The 18695-nt window shown below is 59.5% G+C and carries 16 protein-coding genes; 14 read left to right on the top strand and 2 right to left on the bottom strand.

The window, feature by feature from the left end; genetic code table 11:
• Positions 1-50: 50 nt before the first annotated feature.
• Together AC3WTM_RS27215 and AC3WTM_RS27220 are read left to right on the top strand one after the other, a co-directional pair.
• A complete protein-coding gene (locus tag AC3WTM_RS27215) occupies positions 51-323 on the top strand; it encodes a TfoX/Sxy family protein (RefSeq protein ID WP_057713281.1) in 273 nt (90 codons plus the stop codon).
• A gap of 481 nt (positions 324-804) precedes the next feature.
• Positions 805-1122, top strand: a complete 318-nt coding sequence (locus AC3WTM_RS27220; protein WP_102672228.1) for a Rieske (2Fe-2S) protein — start codon at positions 805-807, stop codon at positions 1120-1122.
• Here AC3WTM_RS27220 and sfsA read toward each other — a convergent pair.
• Together sfsA and AC3WTM_RS27230 are read right to left on the bottom strand one after the other, a co-directional pair.
• Positions 1119-1832 carry a DNA/RNA nuclease SfsA gene (gene sfsA, locus AC3WTM_RS27225; RefSeq protein ID WP_102672229.1) on the bottom strand — a complete coding sequence of 238 codons (714 nt, stop codon included), beginning with the start codon at positions 1830-1832 and terminating at the stop codon, positions 1119-1121. The genes AC3WTM_RS27220 and sfsA overlap by 4 nt on opposite strands.
• On the bottom strand, positions 1832-3004 hold the full coding sequence (locus AC3WTM_RS27230) for a pyridoxal phosphate-dependent aminotransferase (RefSeq protein WP_102672230.1): 1173 nt from the start codon (positions 3002-3004) through the stop codon (positions 1832-1834). The genes sfsA and AC3WTM_RS27230 overlap by 1 nt, the downstream gene beginning before the upstream one ends.
• 332 nt (positions 3005-3336) lie before the next feature.
• Here AC3WTM_RS27230 and dksA point away from each other — a divergent pair, with 332 nt between their 5' ends.
• The 12 genes from dksA to acs all read left to right on the top strand — a co-directional run bounded on the left by dksA (position 3337) and on the right by acs (position 18601).
• The gene (gene dksA / locus AC3WTM_RS27235; RefSeq protein WP_008053890.1) at positions 3337-3777 is read left to right on the top strand and encodes an RNA polymerase-binding protein DksA; all 441 of its coding nucleotides are present in this window, start codon (positions 3337-3339) and stop codon (positions 3775-3777) included.
• Between the two features lie 77 nt (positions 3778-3854).
• A complete protein-coding gene (gene gluQRS / locus AC3WTM_RS27240; protein WP_102672231.1) occupies positions 3855-4745 on the top strand; it encodes a tRNA glutamyl-Q(34) synthetase GluQRS in 891 nt (296 codons plus the stop codon).
• 77 nt (positions 4746-4822) lie between these two features.
• A complete protein-coding gene (locus tag AC3WTM_RS27245) occupies positions 4823-4999 on the top strand; it encodes a hypothetical protein (RefSeq protein ID WP_003176118.1) in 177 nt (58 codons plus the stop codon).
• Complete coding sequence (locus AC3WTM_RS27250) at positions 4983-7937, top strand: sensor histidine kinase (protein ID WP_173677973.1); 2955 nt, start codon at positions 4983-4985, stop codon at positions 7935-7937. The genes AC3WTM_RS27245 and AC3WTM_RS27250 overlap by 17 nt, the downstream gene beginning before the upstream one ends.
• Before the next feature lie 22 nt (positions 7938-7959).
• Positions 7960-9393, top strand: coding sequence for a sigma-54-dependent transcriptional regulator (locus tag AC3WTM_RS27255; protein ID WP_102672233.1), 1434 nt, complete (start codon positions 7960-7962; stop codon positions 9391-9393).
• Positions 9394-10096: 703 nt separating this feature from the next.
• A complete protein-coding gene (locus tag AC3WTM_RS27260) occupies positions 10097-11497 on the top strand; it encodes a polynucleotide adenylyltransferase PcnB (RefSeq protein WP_173677974.1) in 1401 nt (466 codons plus the stop codon).
• Between the two features lie 3 nt (positions 11498-11500).
• On the top strand, positions 11501-11986 hold the full coding sequence (folK, locus tag AC3WTM_RS27265) for a 2-amino-4-hydroxy-6-hydroxymethyldihydropteridine diphosphokinase (RefSeq protein WP_102672235.1): 486 nt from the start codon (positions 11501-11503) through the stop codon (positions 11984-11986).
• Positions 11987-12350: 364 nt separating this feature from the next.
• The gene (gene panB / locus AC3WTM_RS27270) at positions 12351-13151 is read left to right on the top strand and encodes a 3-methyl-2-oxobutanoate hydroxymethyltransferase (protein ID WP_102672236.1); all 801 of its coding nucleotides are present in this window, start codon (positions 12351-12353) and stop codon (positions 13149-13151) included.
• Positions 13148-14008: a pantoate--beta-alanine ligase gene (gene panC / locus AC3WTM_RS27275; protein ID WP_102672237.1), complete on the top strand. Its 861-nt coding sequence runs from the start codon at positions 13148-13150 to the stop codon at positions 14006-14008. Before panB ends, panC begins: the two co-directional genes overlap by 4 nt.
• A gap of 194 nt (positions 14009-14202) precedes the next feature.
• Positions 14203-14583, top strand: coding sequence for an aspartate 1-decarboxylase (gene panD, locus AC3WTM_RS27280; protein WP_003228271.1), 381 nt, complete (start codon positions 14203-14205; stop codon positions 14581-14583).
• A 224-nt stretch (positions 14584-14807) separates the two neighbouring features.
• Positions 14808-16472, top strand: coding sequence for a glucose-6-phosphate isomerase (gene pgi / locus AC3WTM_RS27285; protein ID WP_102672238.1), 1665 nt, complete (start codon positions 14808-14810; stop codon positions 16470-16472).
• Between the two features lie 191 nt (positions 16473-16663).
• Entirely contained in the window at positions 16664-18601 is a 1938-nt protein-coding gene (gene acs / locus AC3WTM_RS27290) for an acetate--CoA ligase (RefSeq protein ID WP_102672239.1), read from the top strand.
• Positions 18602-18695 lie beyond the last annotated feature (94 nt).

Genomic DNA, 18695 nt, shown 5'->3' on the forward strand with positions numbered 1-18695 from the left:
TCCTCAGAAGATTGCCCACGCTCTCCATTCGGCCATCGCAAGGAGGCTTGATGAATGATGAACTGCAACACCTGAAGAATCTTGGCAAGACGTCAGCGCAATGGCTGCATGCCGTGGGCATCCATAGCGCTTCGGACTTGCGTCGCCTCGGGGCGGTAGATGCTTATCGGGCCGTGCGCACGCGCGGTTTTCGGGCGTCCAAGGTGTTGTTGTACGCAATTGAAGGCGCCCTGATGGACGTTCACTGGAATGATATTCCTGCCGAGCGCAAGGAGGCCCTGAACAAACAACTGGAAGCCATCTCTACACGCAACAAGAATTGATCCGACAACTAATTCTGAAGTTTTGCAACCTGGAACCCAATGATTGCGGGGCCTGCAGACACAAATCCGGCAAATCGCAAGGAAATCGAAAACAGCGGTTGACTTGGTAATGAGAATCGATATGATTATCACAACCGGTCGCGAGACTGGTCGATATTCTGAAAAGCCCTTGGTTCGGACTCTCGGATTATCTCCTCATCAGGCTAATCACGGTTATTTGACCCGGCTCTTGCCGGGTCTTTTTTTTGCCTGTGGAAAAGTACTGACAGGATGCCGCGATGGATGCTCCATGCAGATCACGACGATGCCGGTGGTCAGGCGCATAAACAGCTTTCTTTGAAGGTTTTCCGGGCATCGAATGATCATGCCAAGTATCCTCGACGACAGGCACTTGTCCCCGGCGGGCAAGAGCGCCATTTGATAGCATTTAACCGCCCAGCTCGGACATATCCGGTCACGAGTTGCGGGACCGAGGACAGACATGAAGTTGCTTTGCGCAGGCGCCGAGTTGGTCAATGACAGCAGCCGCGGGTTCGACATCGAAGACCAAAAGTTTTTTGCAGTGCGCCGCAGCGGACAGGTTTACGTCTACATCAATCGCTGCCCGCACCGGGGCGTTGCCCTGGAGTGGCATCCCGACCAGTTTCTCGACCCTAGCAACAGCCTGATCCAGTGCGCCACCCATGGCGCACTGTTCCTGATCGAAGACGGTGAATGCGTTGCTGGCCCTTGCGCAGGGCAAGCCTTGACCAGCGTGGCCTGCCGCGAGGATGAACAAGGGATCTGGATCAGCCTTTAGCCACCTGGCAACACGTCCAGACGTCGGTCGACCAGCATTTCTTCGTGACTCAACCGCACACCGTAAGCCAACACCTCGACACCACAGGCAATCGCCTCACGCAAGGCTTGCGCATAAGCGGCATCGATTTCCTGCGCCGGGCGAACGGCCTCGATGCCGGTCAGGCAAACACAGTACAACTGCACCGCGCGAATACCGTCCCTGGCCAGGTGAGCCAGTTCCCGCAAGTGCTTGGCGCCACGCTGGGTGACCGCATCGGGAAACGCCGCCACCGCCGTACCGTCGAAGCCCAGAGTCACGCTTTTGACTTCGACGTAGGCCGGTCCGTCGGGGTAATCAAGGCGAAAATCGATGCGACTGTTTTCCTGACCATAAGCCACTTCACGCTTAAGCCCGGCAAAGCCATTCAGCTCAGTGATAATGCCCGCACGCAGCGCCTCTTCGACCAAACCATTGGCCCGGGCGGTGTTCACGCAAAACAGCCGCCCTTGCGGGGTTTCACCAATCTCCCAGGTGCCAGGCAACTTGCGCTTCGGGTCATTGGAGCGACTGAACCAGACCTGCCCGCCCTCGACCTGACAATTGAGCATCGATCCAGTGTTCGGGCAATGAATGGTGAGCAATTCGCCGCCAACGGTTTCGATATCGGCGAGAAATCGCTTGTAACGTCGGATCAGGCGCCCTTCTTCGAGGGGAGGATGAAAACGCATCAGCCTTGCCAGCTCCGCAACCCACGGGCAATGCGCTCGACCGCCTCCTGCAAACGCTGGAGATTTTGCGTATAGGCAAACCGCACATGATGCCCGGCCTGATAACGCCCGAAATCCAGACCCGGGGTAAATGCCACATGTTCGGTTTCAAGAAAATGTTTACAGAACGCGAAGGCATCGCCGCCGAACTTGCTGATATCGGCGTACAAATAGAAAGCCCCCTCTGGCTCCACGGCAATACCGAAGCCCAGTTCACGCAAGGCCGGCAGCAGATAATCCCGGCGCCGGCCAAATTCGGCACGACGCTCTTCGAGAATGCTGATGGTTGCCGGCTCGAAACAGGCCAGCGCAGCGTGCTGCGCCATGCTTGGAGCACTGATGTAGAGGTTCTGTGCGAGCTTTTCCAGCTCACCGACGGCCGCGTCGGGGGCCACCAGCCAGCCGAGCCGCCAACCGGTCATCCCGAAGTACTTCGAGAAACTGTTCAGAACGAATGCACTGTCGTCGACTTCCAGCACGCTGGCCGCATCGGTGCCGTAGGTCAGGCCGTGATAAATCTCGTCGACTACCAGATGACCGTGGCGCTCCTTGATCGCGACAGACAGCTTCGCCAGTTCGTCGCGGGTCAGGATCGTGCCGGTCGGATTGGCAGGCGACGCCACCAATGCGCCGACGCTGTCGTGGTCCCAATGACGCTCGATCAGGTCCGGCGTCAATTGATAGCGCACCTCCGGACCGACCGGCACCAGTTGTGCCGCGCCTTCGACCAGCCGTAGGAAATGCCGGTTACACGGGTAGCCCGGATCCGCCAGCAACCAGTGTTTACCGGGGTCGACCAGCAAAGCGCTGGCCAGCAGCAACGCGCCGGACCCGCCAGGCGTGATGAGAATGCGCCGCGGATCGATGCTCAAACCATAACGCTGTTGATAGAAGCCCGAAATGGCCTCGCGCAGCTCTGGAATGCCGCGTGCGGCGGTGTAACGGGTCTTTCCCGCTGCCAGCGCAGCCTGGCCGGCCTGGATGATCGGTTCGGCGGTGGTGAAGTCCGGCTCGCCGATTTCCAGGTGGATCACATCGTGGCCGGCGGCTTGCAATTCGTTGGCCCGCGCCAACAGCGCCATGACATGGAAAGGTTCGATCGCGCGACTGCGGGCACTGTAGGGCTGAGCCATTGGCCTTCCTTCAACGGAAAAAAACCGATTCTACCCAACCGCAGGAACGAGCGAGAACCTAAAGCGGTCATAGGCCTTGTAAGGCCGATCACAAACGACCCAGGCGCGCGCGCAAGGTTTGACTAAAATCAATAATTGAGCAGGGTTCCAGAGCCACCAGACAACGGTTTGTCATCATTTGCAAGCACCCTGTGCCGCGAGCTCGACATCCGGGAGTAGCGCGGCCCGAGTTGATCTGGTAAGTTCGCCCGCTTGCAGCCGCAGGGCCGGCACGTGTCGGTGATGGAGCAATCCTGCGCAGATGGATTACAAGAGTAGAGGCGGTCTATTTCATGTCCACCCAAGCAAAGCAGCAAAACCAGACGATCAGCGGCTTCGAGCCCTATGTTCAGAAAACCGGCGAAGAGTACATGGGCGAACCCATGCGCAAGCACTTCACCAAGGTCCTGAATCAGTGGAAGAAAGAGCTGATGGAAGGTGTCGACAAGACCGTGGACCACATGAAGGACGAAGCGGCCAACTTTCCTGATCCGGCAGACCGTGCCAGTCAGGAAGAGGAATTCGCCCTCGAACTGCGTGCCCGCGATCGTGAACGCAAGTTGATCAAGAAGATCGACAAGACCCTTCAGTTGATCGAAGACGAAGAGTACGGCTGGTGTGAATCCTGCGGCATCGAAATTGGTGTCAAGCGCCTCGAAGCACGCCCTACAGCCGACCTGTGCATCGACTGCAAGACCCTGGCGGAAATCAAGGAAAAGCAAGTCGGCAAATAATTGCGACTTGAACGAAGAACGGAGCGTGCGAACGCTCCGTTTTTGTTTCTGATGTTTGTATGGCCCCGAATGCATCCATGACCGCCAATACCCCCTACATCGGGCGCTTCGCCCCCACCCCTAGCGGCCATCTGCACTTCGGCTCGCTGGTCGCCGCGCTGGCCTCCTACCTTGACGCGCGCTCGGTGGGCGGACGCTGGCTGATGCGCATGGAGGACCTCGATCCACCCCGCGAGGAACCCGGCGCCCAGGCGGCCATACTCAAGGCACTGGAAAGCTATGGCTTTGAGTGGGATGGCGACCTGGTTCGCCAAAGCGAGCGGCACGATGCCTACGCCGAGGTGCTCAATCGCCTGTTCAATCAAGGCCTGGCCTACGCCTGCACCTGCTCGCGCAAACAGCTGGAGCCGTATCACGGAATTTATCCGGGCTTGTGCCGCAATGCCGGCCACGGCACCGACGATGCGGCCATCCGCCTGCGCGTACCGGAACTGGAATACCATTTCATTGACCGGGTGCAGGGCCAATACCGACAGCATCTGGGGCGGGAAGTCGGCGATTTCGTGATCCGCCGCCGTGACGGGCTCTACGCTTATCAATTGGCGGTGGTCCTGGACGACGCCTGGCAGGGCATCACCGATATCGTTCGCGGTGCCGACTTGCTGGACTCCACGCCCCGCCAGCTCTACCTGCAAGAACTGCTCGGCCTGCCTCAACCGCGTTATCTGCATATCCCGCTGATTACCCAGCCTGATGGCAACAAGCTCGGTAAATCCTACCGTTCGCCGCCGCTGACCGAGGATCAGGCAACGCCCCTGCTGCTGCGGGCGCTACGGGCGCTGGGACAGAACCCGGGAACCGAACTGACGTACGCCACGCCACGGGAAGTGCTGAATTGGGGCGTTGCCCACTGGGATGCCTCGCTGATCCCGCGCACACTGAGCCTGCCCGAGGCACAGCTATTGTGATCGCACTTGCAGTGGCGCACCCATCCGTTACCATCGCCGCACGTTTTCGGGCACGCGCATAAAAAAGAGAGGCCGGGATGTACATCTATCGCTTGGTCCTGCTTTTGGTAGTGGGGATTTACCTGTTTTCCCCGGCCATCATGGATTGGTGGATCGACGCCACTGGCGCCTGGTATCGCCCTTATCTGCTCTGGCTGATTCTGATCGTCGTGACCTTCATCCTGCAGAGCCAAAAAGATGCCGATGAGCTTTAGCCTGACCCAGATGATCCTGATCAGCGCCGCATACCTGGCGGTGCTGTTCGGTGTGGCCTGGATCAGCGAACGGGGCATGATTCCCCGGGCGATCATTCGCCACCCGCTGACCTACACCCTGTCACTGGGCGTCTACGCCAGTGCCTGGGCGTTTTACGGCACCGTGGGCCTGGCCTATCAATACGGCTATGGTTTTCTGTCCAGCTACCTGGGCGTTTCCGGGGCATTCCTGCTGGCGCCGGTGCTGCTCTACCCGATCCTGAAGATCACCCGCACCTATCAACTGTCGTCGCTGGCGGACCTGTTTGCCTTCCGCTTCCGCAGCACCTGGGCCGGTGCGCTGACCACGATTTTCATGCTGGTCGGCGTACTGCCGCTGCTGGCCTTGCAAATTCAGGCGGTCGCCGACTCCATCAGCATCCTCACCCGAGAGCCGGTACAGCATCGCGTGGCCCTGAGCTTCTGCGCACTGATTACGCTGTTCACGATTTTCTTCGGCTCCCGTCACATCGCCACCCGCGAAAAGCATGAAGGCCTGGTATTCGCGATTGCCTTCGAGTCGGTGATCAAGCTGATTGCCCTCGGCGGTGTCGGGCTGTATGCGCTTTACGGCGTGTTCGACGGCCCGCAACAGCTTGAACTGTGGCTGCTGCAAAACCAGACCGCGCTCGCCGCCCTGCACACACCGTTGCAGGAAGGCCCGTGGCGTACGCTACTGCTGGTGTTCTTCGCCTCGGCGATCGTAATGCCGCACATGTATCACATGACCTTTACCGAAAACCTCAACCCGCGTTCGCTGGTGAGTGCGAGCTGGGGCCTTCCGCTGTTCCTGTTGCTGATGAGCCTGGCGGTGCCGCTGATTCTCTGGGCCGGCCTGAAACTGGGCGCCACCACCAACCCGGAATACTTCACCCTGGGAATCGGTATCGCCGCCAACAGCAAGGCTTTGGCGTTGCTGGCCTATGTCGGCGGGCTGTCCGCCGCCAGTGGCCTGATCATCGTCACCACGCTGGCACTGTCCGGGATGGCCTTGAACCACCTGGTTCTGCCGCTGTATCAACCACCGGCCGAAGGCAACATCTACCGCTGGCTGAAGTGGACTCGCCGGGCGCTGATCGTCGCGATCATCATGGCCGGCTACGGTTTCTACCTGATGCTCGGAGCCGAGCAGGACCTGGCCAACCTCGGCATTGTCGCTTTCGTCGCCACGTTGCAGTTCCTGCCAGGCGTGCTCTCGGTCCTGTATTGGCCGACCGCCAACCGTCGCGGCTTCATCGCCGGCTTGCTGGCGGGGATCCTGGTGTGGCTGGTGACTATGCTGTTACCGCTGGTTGGCAACCTGCAAGGCTTCTACATTCCACTGCTGAACATGATCTACGTGCTGGACGACACCAGCTGGCACATGGCGGCGATTGCCTCGCTGGCGGCCAACGTGCTGATGTTCACGCTGATCTCGCTGTTCACCAACGCCAGCACCGAAGAGGCCAGCGCTGCCGAAGCCTGCGCTGTGGATAACGTTCGCCGCCCGCAACGTCGGGAACTGCACGCCGCCTCGCCCCAGGAGTTCGCCACGCAACTGGCCAAACCACTGGGTGCAAAAGCGGCGCAGAAAGAAGTGGAACAGGCACTGCGCGACCTCTATCTGCCTTTCGATGAACGCCGCCCCTATGCCCTGCGTCGCTTGCGTGACCGCATCGAAGCCAATCTCTCCGGCCTGATGGGCCCGAGCGTGGCCCAGGACATGGTCGAGACGTTCCTGCCGTACAAGGCTGGCGGCGAAAACTACGTCACCGAAGACATTCACTTCATCGAAAGCCGCCTCGAGGATTACCACTCGCGCCTGACCGGCCTGGCCGCCGAGCTCGATGCCTTGCGCCGCTATCACCGCCAGACCCTTCAGGAATTGCCGATGGGCGTTTGCTCACTGGCCAAGGATCAAGAGATCCTCATGTGGAACAAGGCCATGGAGGAGCTCACCGGCATCGCCGCGCAGCGCGTGGTCGGTTCGCGCCTGAGTACCATTGCCGCCCCATGGAAAGACCTGCTGCAAGGCTTCATCAATCTTCCGGACGAGCACTTGCACAAACAGCACCTGGCCCTCGACGGCCAGACACGCTGGTTGAACCTGCACAAAGCGGCGATCGACGAACCCCTCGCGCCGGGCAACAGTGGCCTGGTGTTGCTGGTGGAAGACTTGACCGAAACCCAGATGCTCGAGGACAAACTGGTGCACTCCGAGCGCCTGGCCAGCATCGGTCGACTGGCGGCCGGCGTGGCCCATGAAATCGGCAACCCGATCACCGGTATCGCGTGCCTGGCGCAAAACCTGCGAGAAGAACGTGAAGAAGACGGCGAGCTGAAGGAGATCAGCGGCCAGATCCTCGAGCAGACCAAACGCGTGTCGCGCATCGTCCAGTCGTTGATGAGCTTTGCCCATGCCGGTAGCCATCAGCACAACGACGAGCCCGTCTGTCTGGCCGAAGTGGCTCAGGATGCCATCGGCCTGCTGGCCCTGAACCGACGCAATTTCGAAGTGCAGTTCTACAACCTGTGCGACCCCGAACACTGGGTCGAAGGCGACCCGCAACGGTTGGCCCAGGTATTGATCAACCTGCTTTCAAACGCCCGTGACGCCTCGCCTCCCGGCAGTGCGGTACGGGTCAAGAGCGAAGCCAGCGAACACACGGTCGATCTGATCGTGGAGGACGAAGGCAGCGGTATTCCGTCGAGCATCATGGACCGATTGTTCGAACCTTTCTTCACCACCAAGGATCCTGGCGAAGGCACCGGTCTGGGCCTTGCACTGGTCTATTCCATCGTTGAAGAGCATTATGGACAAATCACCATCGACAGCCCGGCTGATGTTCAAAGCCAACGCGGTACCCGCATCAGGGTTACCTTGCCGCGTCATGTCGAAGCGACGTCCGCTGTGAACTGAGACCGTCGAGAGTATCGAATCAATGCCGCACATTTTGATCGTCGAAGACGAAACCATTATCCGCTCCGCCTTGCGCCGCCTGCTGGAACGTAACCAGTACCAGGTCAGCGAAGCCGGATCAGTGCAGGAAGCACAAGAACGCTTCACCATTCCCTCGTTCGACCTGATCATCAGTGACCTGCGCCTGCCGGGCGCGCCTGGCACGGAGTTGATCAAGCTCGCCCAGGGCACGCCGGTGCTGATCATGACCAGCTATGCCAGCCTGCGCTCGGCGGTTGACTCGATGAAAATGGGCGCGGTGGACTACATTGCCAAGCCATTCGACCATGACGAAATGCTGCAAGCGGCCGCACGAATTCTGCGTGACCGACAAACGGTACAAGCCGGAGGTGAAACGGTTGCCGGCAAAGCCGCCAACGGCGCGGCGAAATCCGGTACCGATAACAGCAATGGTGAGATCGGCATTATCGGCTCGTGCCCACCGATGCAGGACCTGTACGTCAAGATCCGCAAAGTGGCACCGACCGACTCCAACGTTCTGATCCAGGGCGAATCGGGTACCGGTAAGGAACTGGTGGCGCGCGCCCTGCACAACCTGTCCAAACGTGCCAAGGCGCCGATGATTTCGGTGAACTGCGCGGCCATTCCGGAAAGCCTGATCGAATCCGAACTGTTCGGCCACGAAAAAGGTGCATTCACCGGCGCCAGCGCCGGGCGCGCCGGCCTGGTGGAAGCGGCGGACGGTGGCACCTTGTTCCTCGACGAAATCGGCGAACTGCCACTGGAAGCCCAGGCTCGCCTGCTGCGCGTATTGCAGGAGGGCGAAATTCGTCGCGTGGGCTCGGTGCAGTCGCAAAAAGTCGACGTGCGCCTGATCGCGGCTACTCACCGCGACCTCAAGAGCCTGGCGAAGATCGGCCAGTTCCGAGAAGACTTGTATTACCGCCTCCATGTTATCGCGCTGAAGCTCCCAGCCCTGCGCGAACGCGGTGCGGACGTGAACGAAATCGCCAATGCGTTCCTGGCGCGGCAAAGTGCGCGGATCAACCGCACCGACCTGAAGTTCGCCGCCGACGCCGAGCAAGCCATTCGTCACTACTCCTGGCCGGGCAACGTTCGTGAACTGGAAAACGCCGTCGAGCGCGCCGTTATCCTGTGCGAAAGCCCGGAAATCTCCGCCGAGCTGCTGGGTATCGACATCGAACTGGGCGACCTGGAAGACGACGAATTCATTGGCCTGGCGCCACAACAGGGCAACGCCAGTAACAGCAACCACGAACCGACCGAAGATCTCTCCCTGGAAGATTACTTCCAGCATTTCGTCCTCGAACATCAGGACCACATGACCGAAACCGAACTGGCCCGCAAGCTCGGGGTCAGCCGTAAATGCCTGTGGGAGCGCCGTCAGCGCCTGGGCATCCCACGTCGCAAGACCGGGGTGACCAGCGAAAGCTGAACCGTCCCTGTCTCATGTGCGGGTAACACATGACTTTGTGGAGAAACTGTTACCTCAGTCTTTTCACGTAACAGAAGCCGGGGCTTACGGTAACGAAGCCCCGGCTTTTTTTGGCCCCAGAAATGCCTGTCGACCGGCCTAACCCCTTGTTTTATTGGGTTTCGCAAAAGTTGGCACGCACCCTGCTATATGTTTGGTACAAGAACAATAACAAGCAATGCACAAGACAATAAAAATAAGACGAATCGACTCACGCACAATAAAAACAAGACGGCGAGAGGCGCAGCTAACTGATTCTTTTGGAGAGGCGTTGTATTTGGGGCTTGCCCCACGACCAGGCCGAGAACAACAAAAAACTGTCTTAAGACAGAGCCTGTACTGGTTGGATCGAAAGATCACTGCAATTCAGCGACCAAAGCAATCCGTTTGCTCTTGGCTCCCGATTGGGAGGGTCATGAAGGAAAGCTTCATGGCGAGGGCACTCAACAAAAACAAGAAGCCCGAAACCAAAAATAAAAATAGAGCATGCAACTACTTCTTGGGGAGCTTCGGCTCCCCTTGTGGTTTCCGCCCCCCGCCCCCTGCTTCCTACATCTCATATCTGCTGTCTCCTACACCATCCCCCGACTAAATGCTAGAATCCCCGCCCATCATGCGGTCATTCTTCTGTTATGGCCGAATATTCCTTCAAACAGTGCATCCCATGCTGAAGAAGCTGTTCCAGTCATTCCGTTCTCCCAAGCGTCCTACGCAACACATTCGCAGCACGCCTGAAGTGCTCAACAGCGGCCAACACTCGCTGCAGAAGGCGCAATTCAGCCGTTACGCGGTGAATATCGTTGAACGCCTGCAGAACGCCGGTTATCAGGCTTATCTGGTTGGCGGTTGCGTGCGCGACATGCTGCTGGGTATCACCCCGAAAGATTTCGACGTTGCCACCAGCGCCACACCCGAGCAGGTACGGGCCGAATTCCGTAACGCGCGAATCATCGGGCGCCGGTTCAAACTGGTGCACATCCATTTCGGCCGCGAAATCATCGAAGTCGCGACCTTCCGCGCCAATCACCCGCAAAACGAAGACGAGGAAGACAGCAACCAGTCTTCGCGCAACGAAAGCGGGCGCATCTTGCGCGATAACGTTTACGGCACGCTGGAAGAGGACGCGCAACGTCGCGACTTCACCATCAATGCCTTGTATTACGATCCGGTCAGCGAACGCATCCTCGACTACGCCAACGGCGTACACGACATTCGCAATCATCTGATCCGCCTGATCGGCGATCCGACGCAACGCTACCAGGAAGACCCGGTACGGATGCTGAGGGCCGTGCGTTTCGCCGCCAAGCTGAACTTCGGCATCGAAAAACACAGCGCCCTGCCGATCCGCGGCCTGGCGCCGATGCTGCGCGAGATCCCCTCGGCTCGTCTGTTCGAAGAGGTGCTCAAGCTGTTCCTCTCCGGCCATGCCGCCGACACGTTTGAAATGCTGGTCGACCTGCAGTTGTTCGATCCACTGTTCCCGGCCAGCGCCGAAGCACTGGAATACAGCCCGACTTACACCCACACCCTGATCAGCGAAGCCCTGATCAATACCGACCTGCGGATCAAGCAGAACAAACCGGTAACCCCGGCGTTCCTGTTTGCAGCCCTGCTTTGGCCTGCCCTGCCGGCCCGCGTCCTGCGCCTGCAAGAGCGTGGCATGCCGCCGATTCCGGCGATGCAGGAAGCGGCGCACGAGCTCATTGCCGAGCAGTGCCAGCGCATTGCGATTCCGAAACGCTTCACCATGCCGATCCGCGAAATCTGGGACATGCAGGAACGCCTGCCCCGCCGCAGCGGCAAGCGTGCCGATCTGTTGCTGGACAATCCGCGCTTCCGCGCTGGTTACGACTTCCTGCTGCTACGCGAAAGCGCCGGCGAGCAGACCGATGGCCTGGGCGAATGGTGGACGGACTATCAGGACGCCAACGAAAGCGAGCGTCGCGATATGATTCGCGACCTCAGCGGCAAGGACGAAGGCACCGGCGCCCCGCGCAAGCGTCGCCGCAGCGGTGGCGCCAAGCGCAAACGCGCTGCCGGCGCTTCGAGCACCACGGGCGAGTAATCCATGGAGCGCATCTACATCGGCATGGGCAGCAATCTGGCTGACCCCGCCGAACAATTGCGCAGCGCCGTCGAAGCGCTGGCACATTTGCCGCAATCGGAGCTGGTCGGGGTTTCTGCGTTTTACCAAAGTGACTCGCTTCTGCCCGGCCAACCGCGTTACACCAATGCAGTCGCCGCTCTCGACAGCACACTGGCGCCGCTGGATCTTCTGGACGCCTTGCAGGCCATCGAAAACGGCCAGGGTCGCGAGCGTCTTGAGCGTTGGGGACCGCGAACGCTGGACCTCGACATCCTGCTGTTCGGTGACCGCCTGATCGACGAACCGCGCCTCAAGGTTCCCCATTACCACATGCAGGAACGGGCCTTCGTACTGTATCCGCTGGCGGAGCTGGCCCCTTCGGATCTGCACTTGGCCGATGGCCGGAACTTGGCCGAACTGCTCAAGGCATGCCCGTTCGTCGACCTGGAACGCCTCCTCCCGACGTGACACAAATACCCTGTGGGAGCGGGCTTGCTCGCGAAAGCGGTGTATCAATCAACATTAATGTTGAATCTGATGCGCCCTTCGCGAGCAAGCCCGCTCCCACATTGGTTTTGTGTCGCGCACAAGATCTGCTGCTGAATCGCATCAGTTACCCCGGTAACACCCCACCCGTAACAATGCGGTAACACACACAATTGACTTCCCTCGTTCTCCTCACGACTATAGGCGTCCCGCTGCCGCCTACACGGCGTTCAAGGGCGCAATCCAGGCCTTAAAAGCACGACGAAAGAGCGTGCGCCTGTATTCAACGAAGAATCACGCGCGTTACTCGCAGTAGTTTCCACAGCGCCTGAATGAGGAACTTTTCATGCCAGCCATCACCCTGACCACCTTGCAAGGTCTGAAGCAAAAAGGTGAAAAAATCACCATGCTGACCTGCTACGACGCGACCTTCGCCCACGCCTGCAATCAGGCCGGCGTCGAAGTGCTGTTGGTGGGCGACTCCCTCGGCATGGTTTTGCAGGGCCACGACAGCACCTTGCCTGTCACCACCTCGGAAATGGCTTACCACGTGGCTGCCGTCAAACGCGGTAACAGTGATGCCCTGATCCTCGCCGACCTGCCTTTCATGGCCTACGCCACCACCGAGCAAGCCATGGCCAACAGCGCGCTGTTGATGCAAGCCGGCGCGCACATGGTCAAGGTTGAAGGGGCTTTGTGGCTGGCAGACTCGATCCGCCTGCTGGCCGAGCGCGGTATCCCTGTGTGCGCGCACATGGGCCTGACGCCGCAATCGGTGAACATCCTTGGCGGCTACAAGGTCCAGGGTCGCAATGAAAACCAGGCGCGGCAGATGCGTGCCGACGCGATCTCCCTGGAACAGGCCGGCGCGGCAATGCTGCTGCTCGAGTGCGTCCCGAGCGAACTGGCAGAAGAAATCACCCAGGCAGTGAAAATCCCGGTGATCGGTATTGGCGCCGGCAATCGCACCGATGGCCAGGTTCTGGTTCTGCACGACATGCTGGGGCTGTCCATTTCCGGCCGGGTGCCAAAATTCGTGAAAAACTTCATGACTGGCCAGACCAGCATAGAGGCGGCACTGAATGCCTATGTGACTGAAGTCAAAGCGGCAACTTTCCCTGGGATCGAACACGGATTCTCTGCATGAACACCGTAAAAACCGTACGCGAACTACGGGCCGCCGTGGCCCGTGCCCGTAGCGAAGGCAAGCGCATTGCCTTTGTGCCAACCATGGGCAACCTGCACAGCGGCCACATTGCGCTGGTAACCAAGGCCTCTCAACGGGCGGACTTCGTGGTGGCGAGCGTTTTCGTCAATCCGCTGCAATTCGGTGCTGGCGAAGACCTCGACAAGTACCCGCGCACCCTCGCCGCAGACCAGGAAAAACTGCTCCAGGCCGGTTGCCACCTGCTGTTTGCCCCCACTGTTGAAGAGATGTATCCCGACGGCATGGCCGGCCAGACCCGCGTCAGTGTCCCGCAATTGTCCGAAGGACTGTGCGGCGCCAGCCGGCCGGGACATTTCGAAGGTGTGGCGACGGTGGTCAGCAAGCTGTTCAACATGGTCCAGCCGGACCTGGCGATTTTCGGCGAGAAAGACTTCCAGCAACTGGCAGTGATTCGCGCCCTGGTACATGACCTGAACATGCCGATCCAGATCATCGGTGAGCCCACTGTTCGCGCAACTGATGGCTTGGCGCTGTCGTCGCGCAACGGTTTCCTCAGCGAAGAGCAACGCGCTGTGGCACCGGTGGTTTATCGCTCGCTGAATGCGATCGGCGAGGCGATCAAGCAGGGCGAACGCGACTACCCGGCGCTGATCGGCACCCAGATCAAACAGCTCGAAGCAGCCGGCCTGCGTCCCGACTATCTGGAAATCCGCCATGCCATGACCTTGCGCCCGGCGACGGCGCAGGATCGTGACCTGGTGATTCTGGTGGCGGCGTTCCTCGGTACGACGCGGTTGATCGACAACCTGCACCTGAACCTCGACGCGCCAATCTAAACACTGCAATACCCTGTGGGAGCGGGCTTGCTCGCGAATACGGTCTGTCAGCTGACACATACGTCGACTGACGCAACGCCTTCGCGAGCAAGCCCGCTCCCGCATTCGATCTGCGGCAGTTTCCACACCTTATTGCTGCCTCTCAAGCCATCGGGCAAACTGCCCGCCGTTCGATTCCGACCTGGGAAATACTCATGCACGCCATCATGCTCAAAGCCAAGCTGCATCGCGCCGAAGTCACCCACGCTGTACTCGATTACGAAGGCTCCTGCGCCATCGACGGTGAATGGCTGGATCTGTCCGGCATCCGTGAGTACGAGCAGATCCAGATCTACAACGTCGACAACGGCGAGCGCTTCACCACCTACGCCATCCGTGGCGAAGAAGGATCGCGCATGATCTCGGTCAACGGCGCCGCTGCCCACAAGGCCAAGGTCGGTGATCGCGTGATCATCTGCGCTTACGCCCATTACAGCGAAGCTGAACTGCTCAACTTCAAGCCACGCATGCTCTACATGGCACCGGGCAATGAACTGAGCCATACCAGCAATGCCATTCCGGTCCAGGTTGCCTGATACGAGTCTTGTCTCTTCCGTTTGTCGGGTCTTTCCTAACTTCGATGTTAAAAAAGTACCGGAAACAGGTCAGACAAAGTCAAGACAGATCATTGCGTGGGGTTTACTGTATTCGCCCTGCGCCATGAAATCGTGTCGACGCAGTTGACCGGAACGCCCACCCACAGCGCTCCGGGATTTTTAGTGTTCAAAAGGCCGTTCAAGTAATAAGGAAACCCGCAGCGATGGCGTATTACCGCACTCCTCACGACGTTACCGCTCTGCCCGCCTGGCAAGCGTTGAATGACCACCGCCAAGCCATGCAGGATTTCAGCATGCGCGAAGCCTTCAATGCTGATCCGCAGCGTTTTACTCAATTCACCCTCAGCAGCTGCGGCCTGTTTCTCGACTATTCGAAAAACCTGATCAACGCCGAGACCCGCAATCTGCTGGTGGGCCTGGCCAACGAAGTCGACCTCAAGGGCGCGATCAAGTCGCTGTTCGATGGCGAAATCGTCAACTCTTCCGAGGGTCGTCCGGCCCTGCACACGGCCCTGCGCCGCCCGGTCGGCGACAAGCTATCGGTCAACGGCGTCAACGTGATGCCCGAAGTGCACAAGGTGCTGAACCAGATCACCGACCTTGTTGGCCGTATCCACGATGGTCTGTGGCGCGGTTACACCGAGAAGCCGATCACTGACGTGGTGAACATCGGTATCGGCGGCTCCTTCCTCGGCCCTGAGCTGGTGTCCGAAGCCTTGCTGTCCTACGCTCAGAAAGGCGTGCGTTGCCATTACCTGGCGAACATCGACGGCAGCGAGTTCCACGAACTGACCATGAAGCTGCGCGCCGAGACCACGCTGTTCATCGTCTCGTCGAAATCCTTCAACACCCTCGAAACCCTGAAGAACGCCCAGGCGGCCCGTGCATGGTATCTGGCCCAGGGTGGTTCGGAAGCCGAGCTGTATCGCCACTTCATCGCGGTATCGAGCAACAACGCCGCCGCGGTAGCGTTCGGCATCCGCGAAGAGAACATCTTCCCGATGTGGGACTGGGTCGGCGGACGCTACTCGCTTTGGTCGGCCATTGGTCTACCGATTGCGCTGGCCATCGGCATGTCCAACTTCAAGGAATTGCTGTCCGGTGCCTACACCATGGACCAACACTTCCAGAGCGCACCGTTCGAACAGAACATGCCGGTGCTGTTGGCCTTGCTCGGCGTGTGGTATGGCAACTTCTGGGGCGCGCAAAGCCACGCGATCCTGCCGTACGATCACTACCTGCGTAACATCACCAAGCACTTGCAACAGCTGGACATGGAATCCAACGGCAAGAGCGTCCGCCAGGACGGCAAGCCAGTGTCCACAGACACCGGACCGGTAATCTGGGGCGGCGTCGGCTGCAACGGTCAGCACGCCTACCACCAGTTGCTGCACCAAGGCACCCAATTGATCCCGGCCGATTTCATCGTGCCGATCGTCAGCTTCAACCCAGTGTCCGACCACCACCAGTGGCTGTACGCCAACTGCCTGTCCCAGAGCCAGGCGCTGATGCTCGGCAAGACCCTTGCCGAGGCCGAAACCGAGCTGCGCGACAAAGGCATGAGTGACGCCGAAGTACAGAAACTCGCACCACACAAGGTGATCCCGGGCAATCGTCCGAGCAACACCCTGGTGGTCGAGCGCATCAGCCCACGTCGCCTCGGCGCTCTGGTGGCGATGTACGAACACAAAGTCTTCGTGCAAAGCGTGATCTGGGGCATCAATGCCTTCGACCAGTGGGGTGTGGAGCTGGGCAAGGAACTGGGCAAAGGCGTCTACAACCGCCTGGTCGGCAGCGAAGAAACCCCGGCCGAGGACGCCTCGACCCAAGGGCTGATCAATTACTTCCGTGGTCGTCACCGCGGGTGATCTAGAGCCCACTGCTATACCTGTGGGAGCGAGCCTGCTCGCGAATGCGGTTTGTCAGTCGACGTTGATGTTGGTTGACCCAACGCTTTCGCGATCAGGCTCGCCCCCACAGTTGTTTTGTATCTGACTTGAACCCATTGACCTCTCGGCGCATCTTTATCCTTGTCGCAAAACAAGCATAAGGAACCGTCATGTTCGATATCAGCACGTTCCCCAAAGCCGATGCCGTCCGCCGGGCCGCACAATTGAGTCAAGACGACTATCAGCGCCTGTACCGCCAATCCGTTGAACACCCCAGCACCTTCTGGGCCGAACAGGCCACGCGTTTTCTCGACTGGAGCGCGCCTTGGGAAACCGTCCAGCGCTACAACCTGAAAACCGGTGAAGCCAGCTGGTTTGCCGGTGCGCAATTGAACGTCAGCTACAACTGCATCGACCGACACCTGGAAAAACGCGGCGATCAGGTCGCCATCATCTGGGAAGGCGACGACCCTGCCGACTCGACATCGATCACCTACAAAAAACTGCATGAAAACGTCTGCCGCCTGGCCAATGTGCTGAAAAACCGTGGCGTGAAAAAAGGCGACCGCGTATGCATCTACATGCCGATGATTCCCGAGGCGGCCTACGCCATGCTGGCCTGTACCCGCATCGGTGCGGTGCACTCGGTAGTGTTCGGCGGCTTCTCCCCGGACTCGTTGCGCGACCGCATTCTCGACGCCGACTGCCGCACCGTGATCACTGCCAACGAAGGCGTGCGCGGTGGCAAGGTCGTGCCACTCAAGCAGAACGTCGACAAGGCGCTGCAAAGCTGCCCGGACGTGAGCAGCGTGCTGGTGGTCGAGCGCACCGAGGGGCTGGTGAACTGGGTCGAAGGACGGGACATCAAATACCAACAGGCCCTGCGCGAAGCCAGCGCCGATTGCCCGCCCGAACCGATGGACGCCGAAGACCCGCTGTTCATCCTCTACACCTCCGGCAGCACCGGCAAACCCAAAGGCGTGCTGCACACCACGGGTGGCTACTTGCTGCAAGCAGCGATGACCTTCAAGTACGTGCTGGACTACCGCGACGGCGAAGTCTTCTGGTGCACCGCCGACGTCGGCTGGGTCACTGGCCACAGCTACATCGTCTACGGTCCGCTGGCCAACGGCGCGACCACGCTGATTTTCGAAGGCGTGCCGAACTACCCGAGTACCTCGCGCTTCTGGCAGGTGATCGACAAGCACAAGGTGAACATTTTCTATACCGCCCCGACAGCCCTGCGCGCATTGATGCGCGAAGGTCCGGAACCGTTGAAGCAAACATCCCGCGCCAGCGTCAGGCTACTCGGCACGGTTGGCGAACCGATCAACCCGGAAGCCTGGGAATGGTATTTCCATGAGGTCGGCGAAGAGCGTTGCCCGATCGTCGACACCTGGTGGCAGACCGAAACCGGCGGCATCATGCTCAGCCCGCTGGTCAGTGCCCAGCGGATCAAGCCCGGTTGTGCCACACAACCGATGTTCGGCGTGCAACCTGTGCTGCTCGATGAGCAAGGCAAGGAAATCAAGGGCGCCGGCAGCGGCGTTCTGGCCATAAAGTCCAGCTGGCCTGCACAGATCCGCAGTGTCTATCGCGACCCGCAACGCATGGTCGACACCTATTTCAAGCCCTATCCCGGCTACTACTTCACCGGTGATGGCGCGCGGCGCGATGAAGATGGCGACTACTGGATTACCGGGCGCATCGACGACGTGATCAACGTGTCCGGCCACCGTATCGGTACCGCCGAAGTGGAAAGCGCCCTGGTGCTGCACGAGAGCATCGCCGAGGCCGCTGCGGTTGGTTATCCCCACGATATCAAGGGCCAAGGCATCTATGTCTTCGTCACACCCATGAACTGCGTCGAAACCAACGATGAACTGAAGAAAGAATTGCTGGCCATGGTCAGCAAGGAAATCGGCAGTTTCGCCAAACCGGACTTGATCCAGTGGGCGCCAGCTTTGCCGAAAACCCGCTCAGGCAAGATCATGCGGCGCATTCTGCGCAAGATTGCCTGCAACGAACTGGATAATCTGGGCGACACTTCGACCTTGGCCGATCCAAGCGTGGTACAAGGCTTGATCGATAAACGCCTGAATCAATAACGTTCTGTCTTCTGCAGGAGCGAGCTCGCTCGCGATGAACTCCGACATACCGCGTTTATTCAGGAAACACGCGTTACCGTTAACGTCCATCGTC

Source organism: Pseudomonas sp. EU05-FHT14B02, from assembly GCF_058791055.1.

Coding starts and splice junctions, on each gene's coding strand:
- AC3WTM_RS27215 (WP_057713281.1), top strand. CDS start 51: ATGAATGATGAACTGCAACACCTGAAGAATCTTGGCAAGACGTCAGCG.
- AC3WTM_RS27220 (WP_102672228.1), top strand. CDS start 805: ATGAAGTTGCTTTGCGCAGGCGCCGAGTTGGTCAATGACAGCAGCCGC.
- sfsA (WP_102672229.1), bottom strand. CDS start 1,832: ATGCGTTTTCATCCTCCCCTCGAAGAAGGGCGCCTGATCCGACGTTAC.
- AC3WTM_RS27230 (WP_102672230.1), bottom strand. CDS start 3,004: ATGGCTCAGCCCTACAGTGCCCGCAGTCGCGCGATCGAACCTTTCCAT.
- dksA (WP_008053890.1), top strand. CDS start 3,337: ATGTCCACCCAAGCAAAGCAGCAAAACCAGACGATCAGCGGCTTCGAG.
- gluQRS (WP_102672231.1), top strand. CDS start 3,855: ATGACCGCCAATACCCCCTACATCGGGCGCTTCGCCCCCACCCCTAGC.
- AC3WTM_RS27245 (WP_003176118.1), top strand. CDS start 4,823: ATGTACATCTATCGCTTGGTCCTGCTTTTGGTAGTGGGGATTTACCTG.
- AC3WTM_RS27250 (WP_173677973.1), top strand. CDS start 4,983: ATGCCGATGAGCTTTAGCCTGACCCAGATGATCCTGATCAGCGCCGCA.
- AC3WTM_RS27255 (WP_102672233.1), top strand. CDS start 7,960: ATGCCGCACATTTTGATCGTCGAAGACGAAACCATTATCCGCTCCGCC.
- AC3WTM_RS27260 (WP_173677974.1), top strand. CDS start 10,097: ATGCTGAAGAAGCTGTTCCAGTCATTCCGTTCTCCCAAGCGTCCTACG.
- folK (WP_102672235.1), top strand. CDS start 11,501: ATGGAGCGCATCTACATCGGCATGGGCAGCAATCTGGCTGACCCCGCC.
- panB (WP_102672236.1), top strand. CDS start 12,351: ATGCCAGCCATCACCCTGACCACCTTGCAAGGTCTGAAGCAAAAAGGT.
- panC (WP_102672237.1), top strand. CDS start 13,148: ATGAACACCGTAAAAACCGTACGCGAACTACGGGCCGCCGTGGCCCGT.
- panD (WP_003228271.1), top strand. CDS start 14,203: ATGCACGCCATCATGCTCAAAGCCAAGCTGCATCGCGCCGAAGTCACC.
- pgi (WP_102672238.1), top strand. CDS start 14,808: ATGGCGTATTACCGCACTCCTCACGACGTTACCGCTCTGCCCGCCTGG.
- acs (WP_102672239.1), top strand. CDS start 16,664: ATGTTCGATATCAGCACGTTCCCCAAAGCCGATGCCGTCCGCCGGGCC.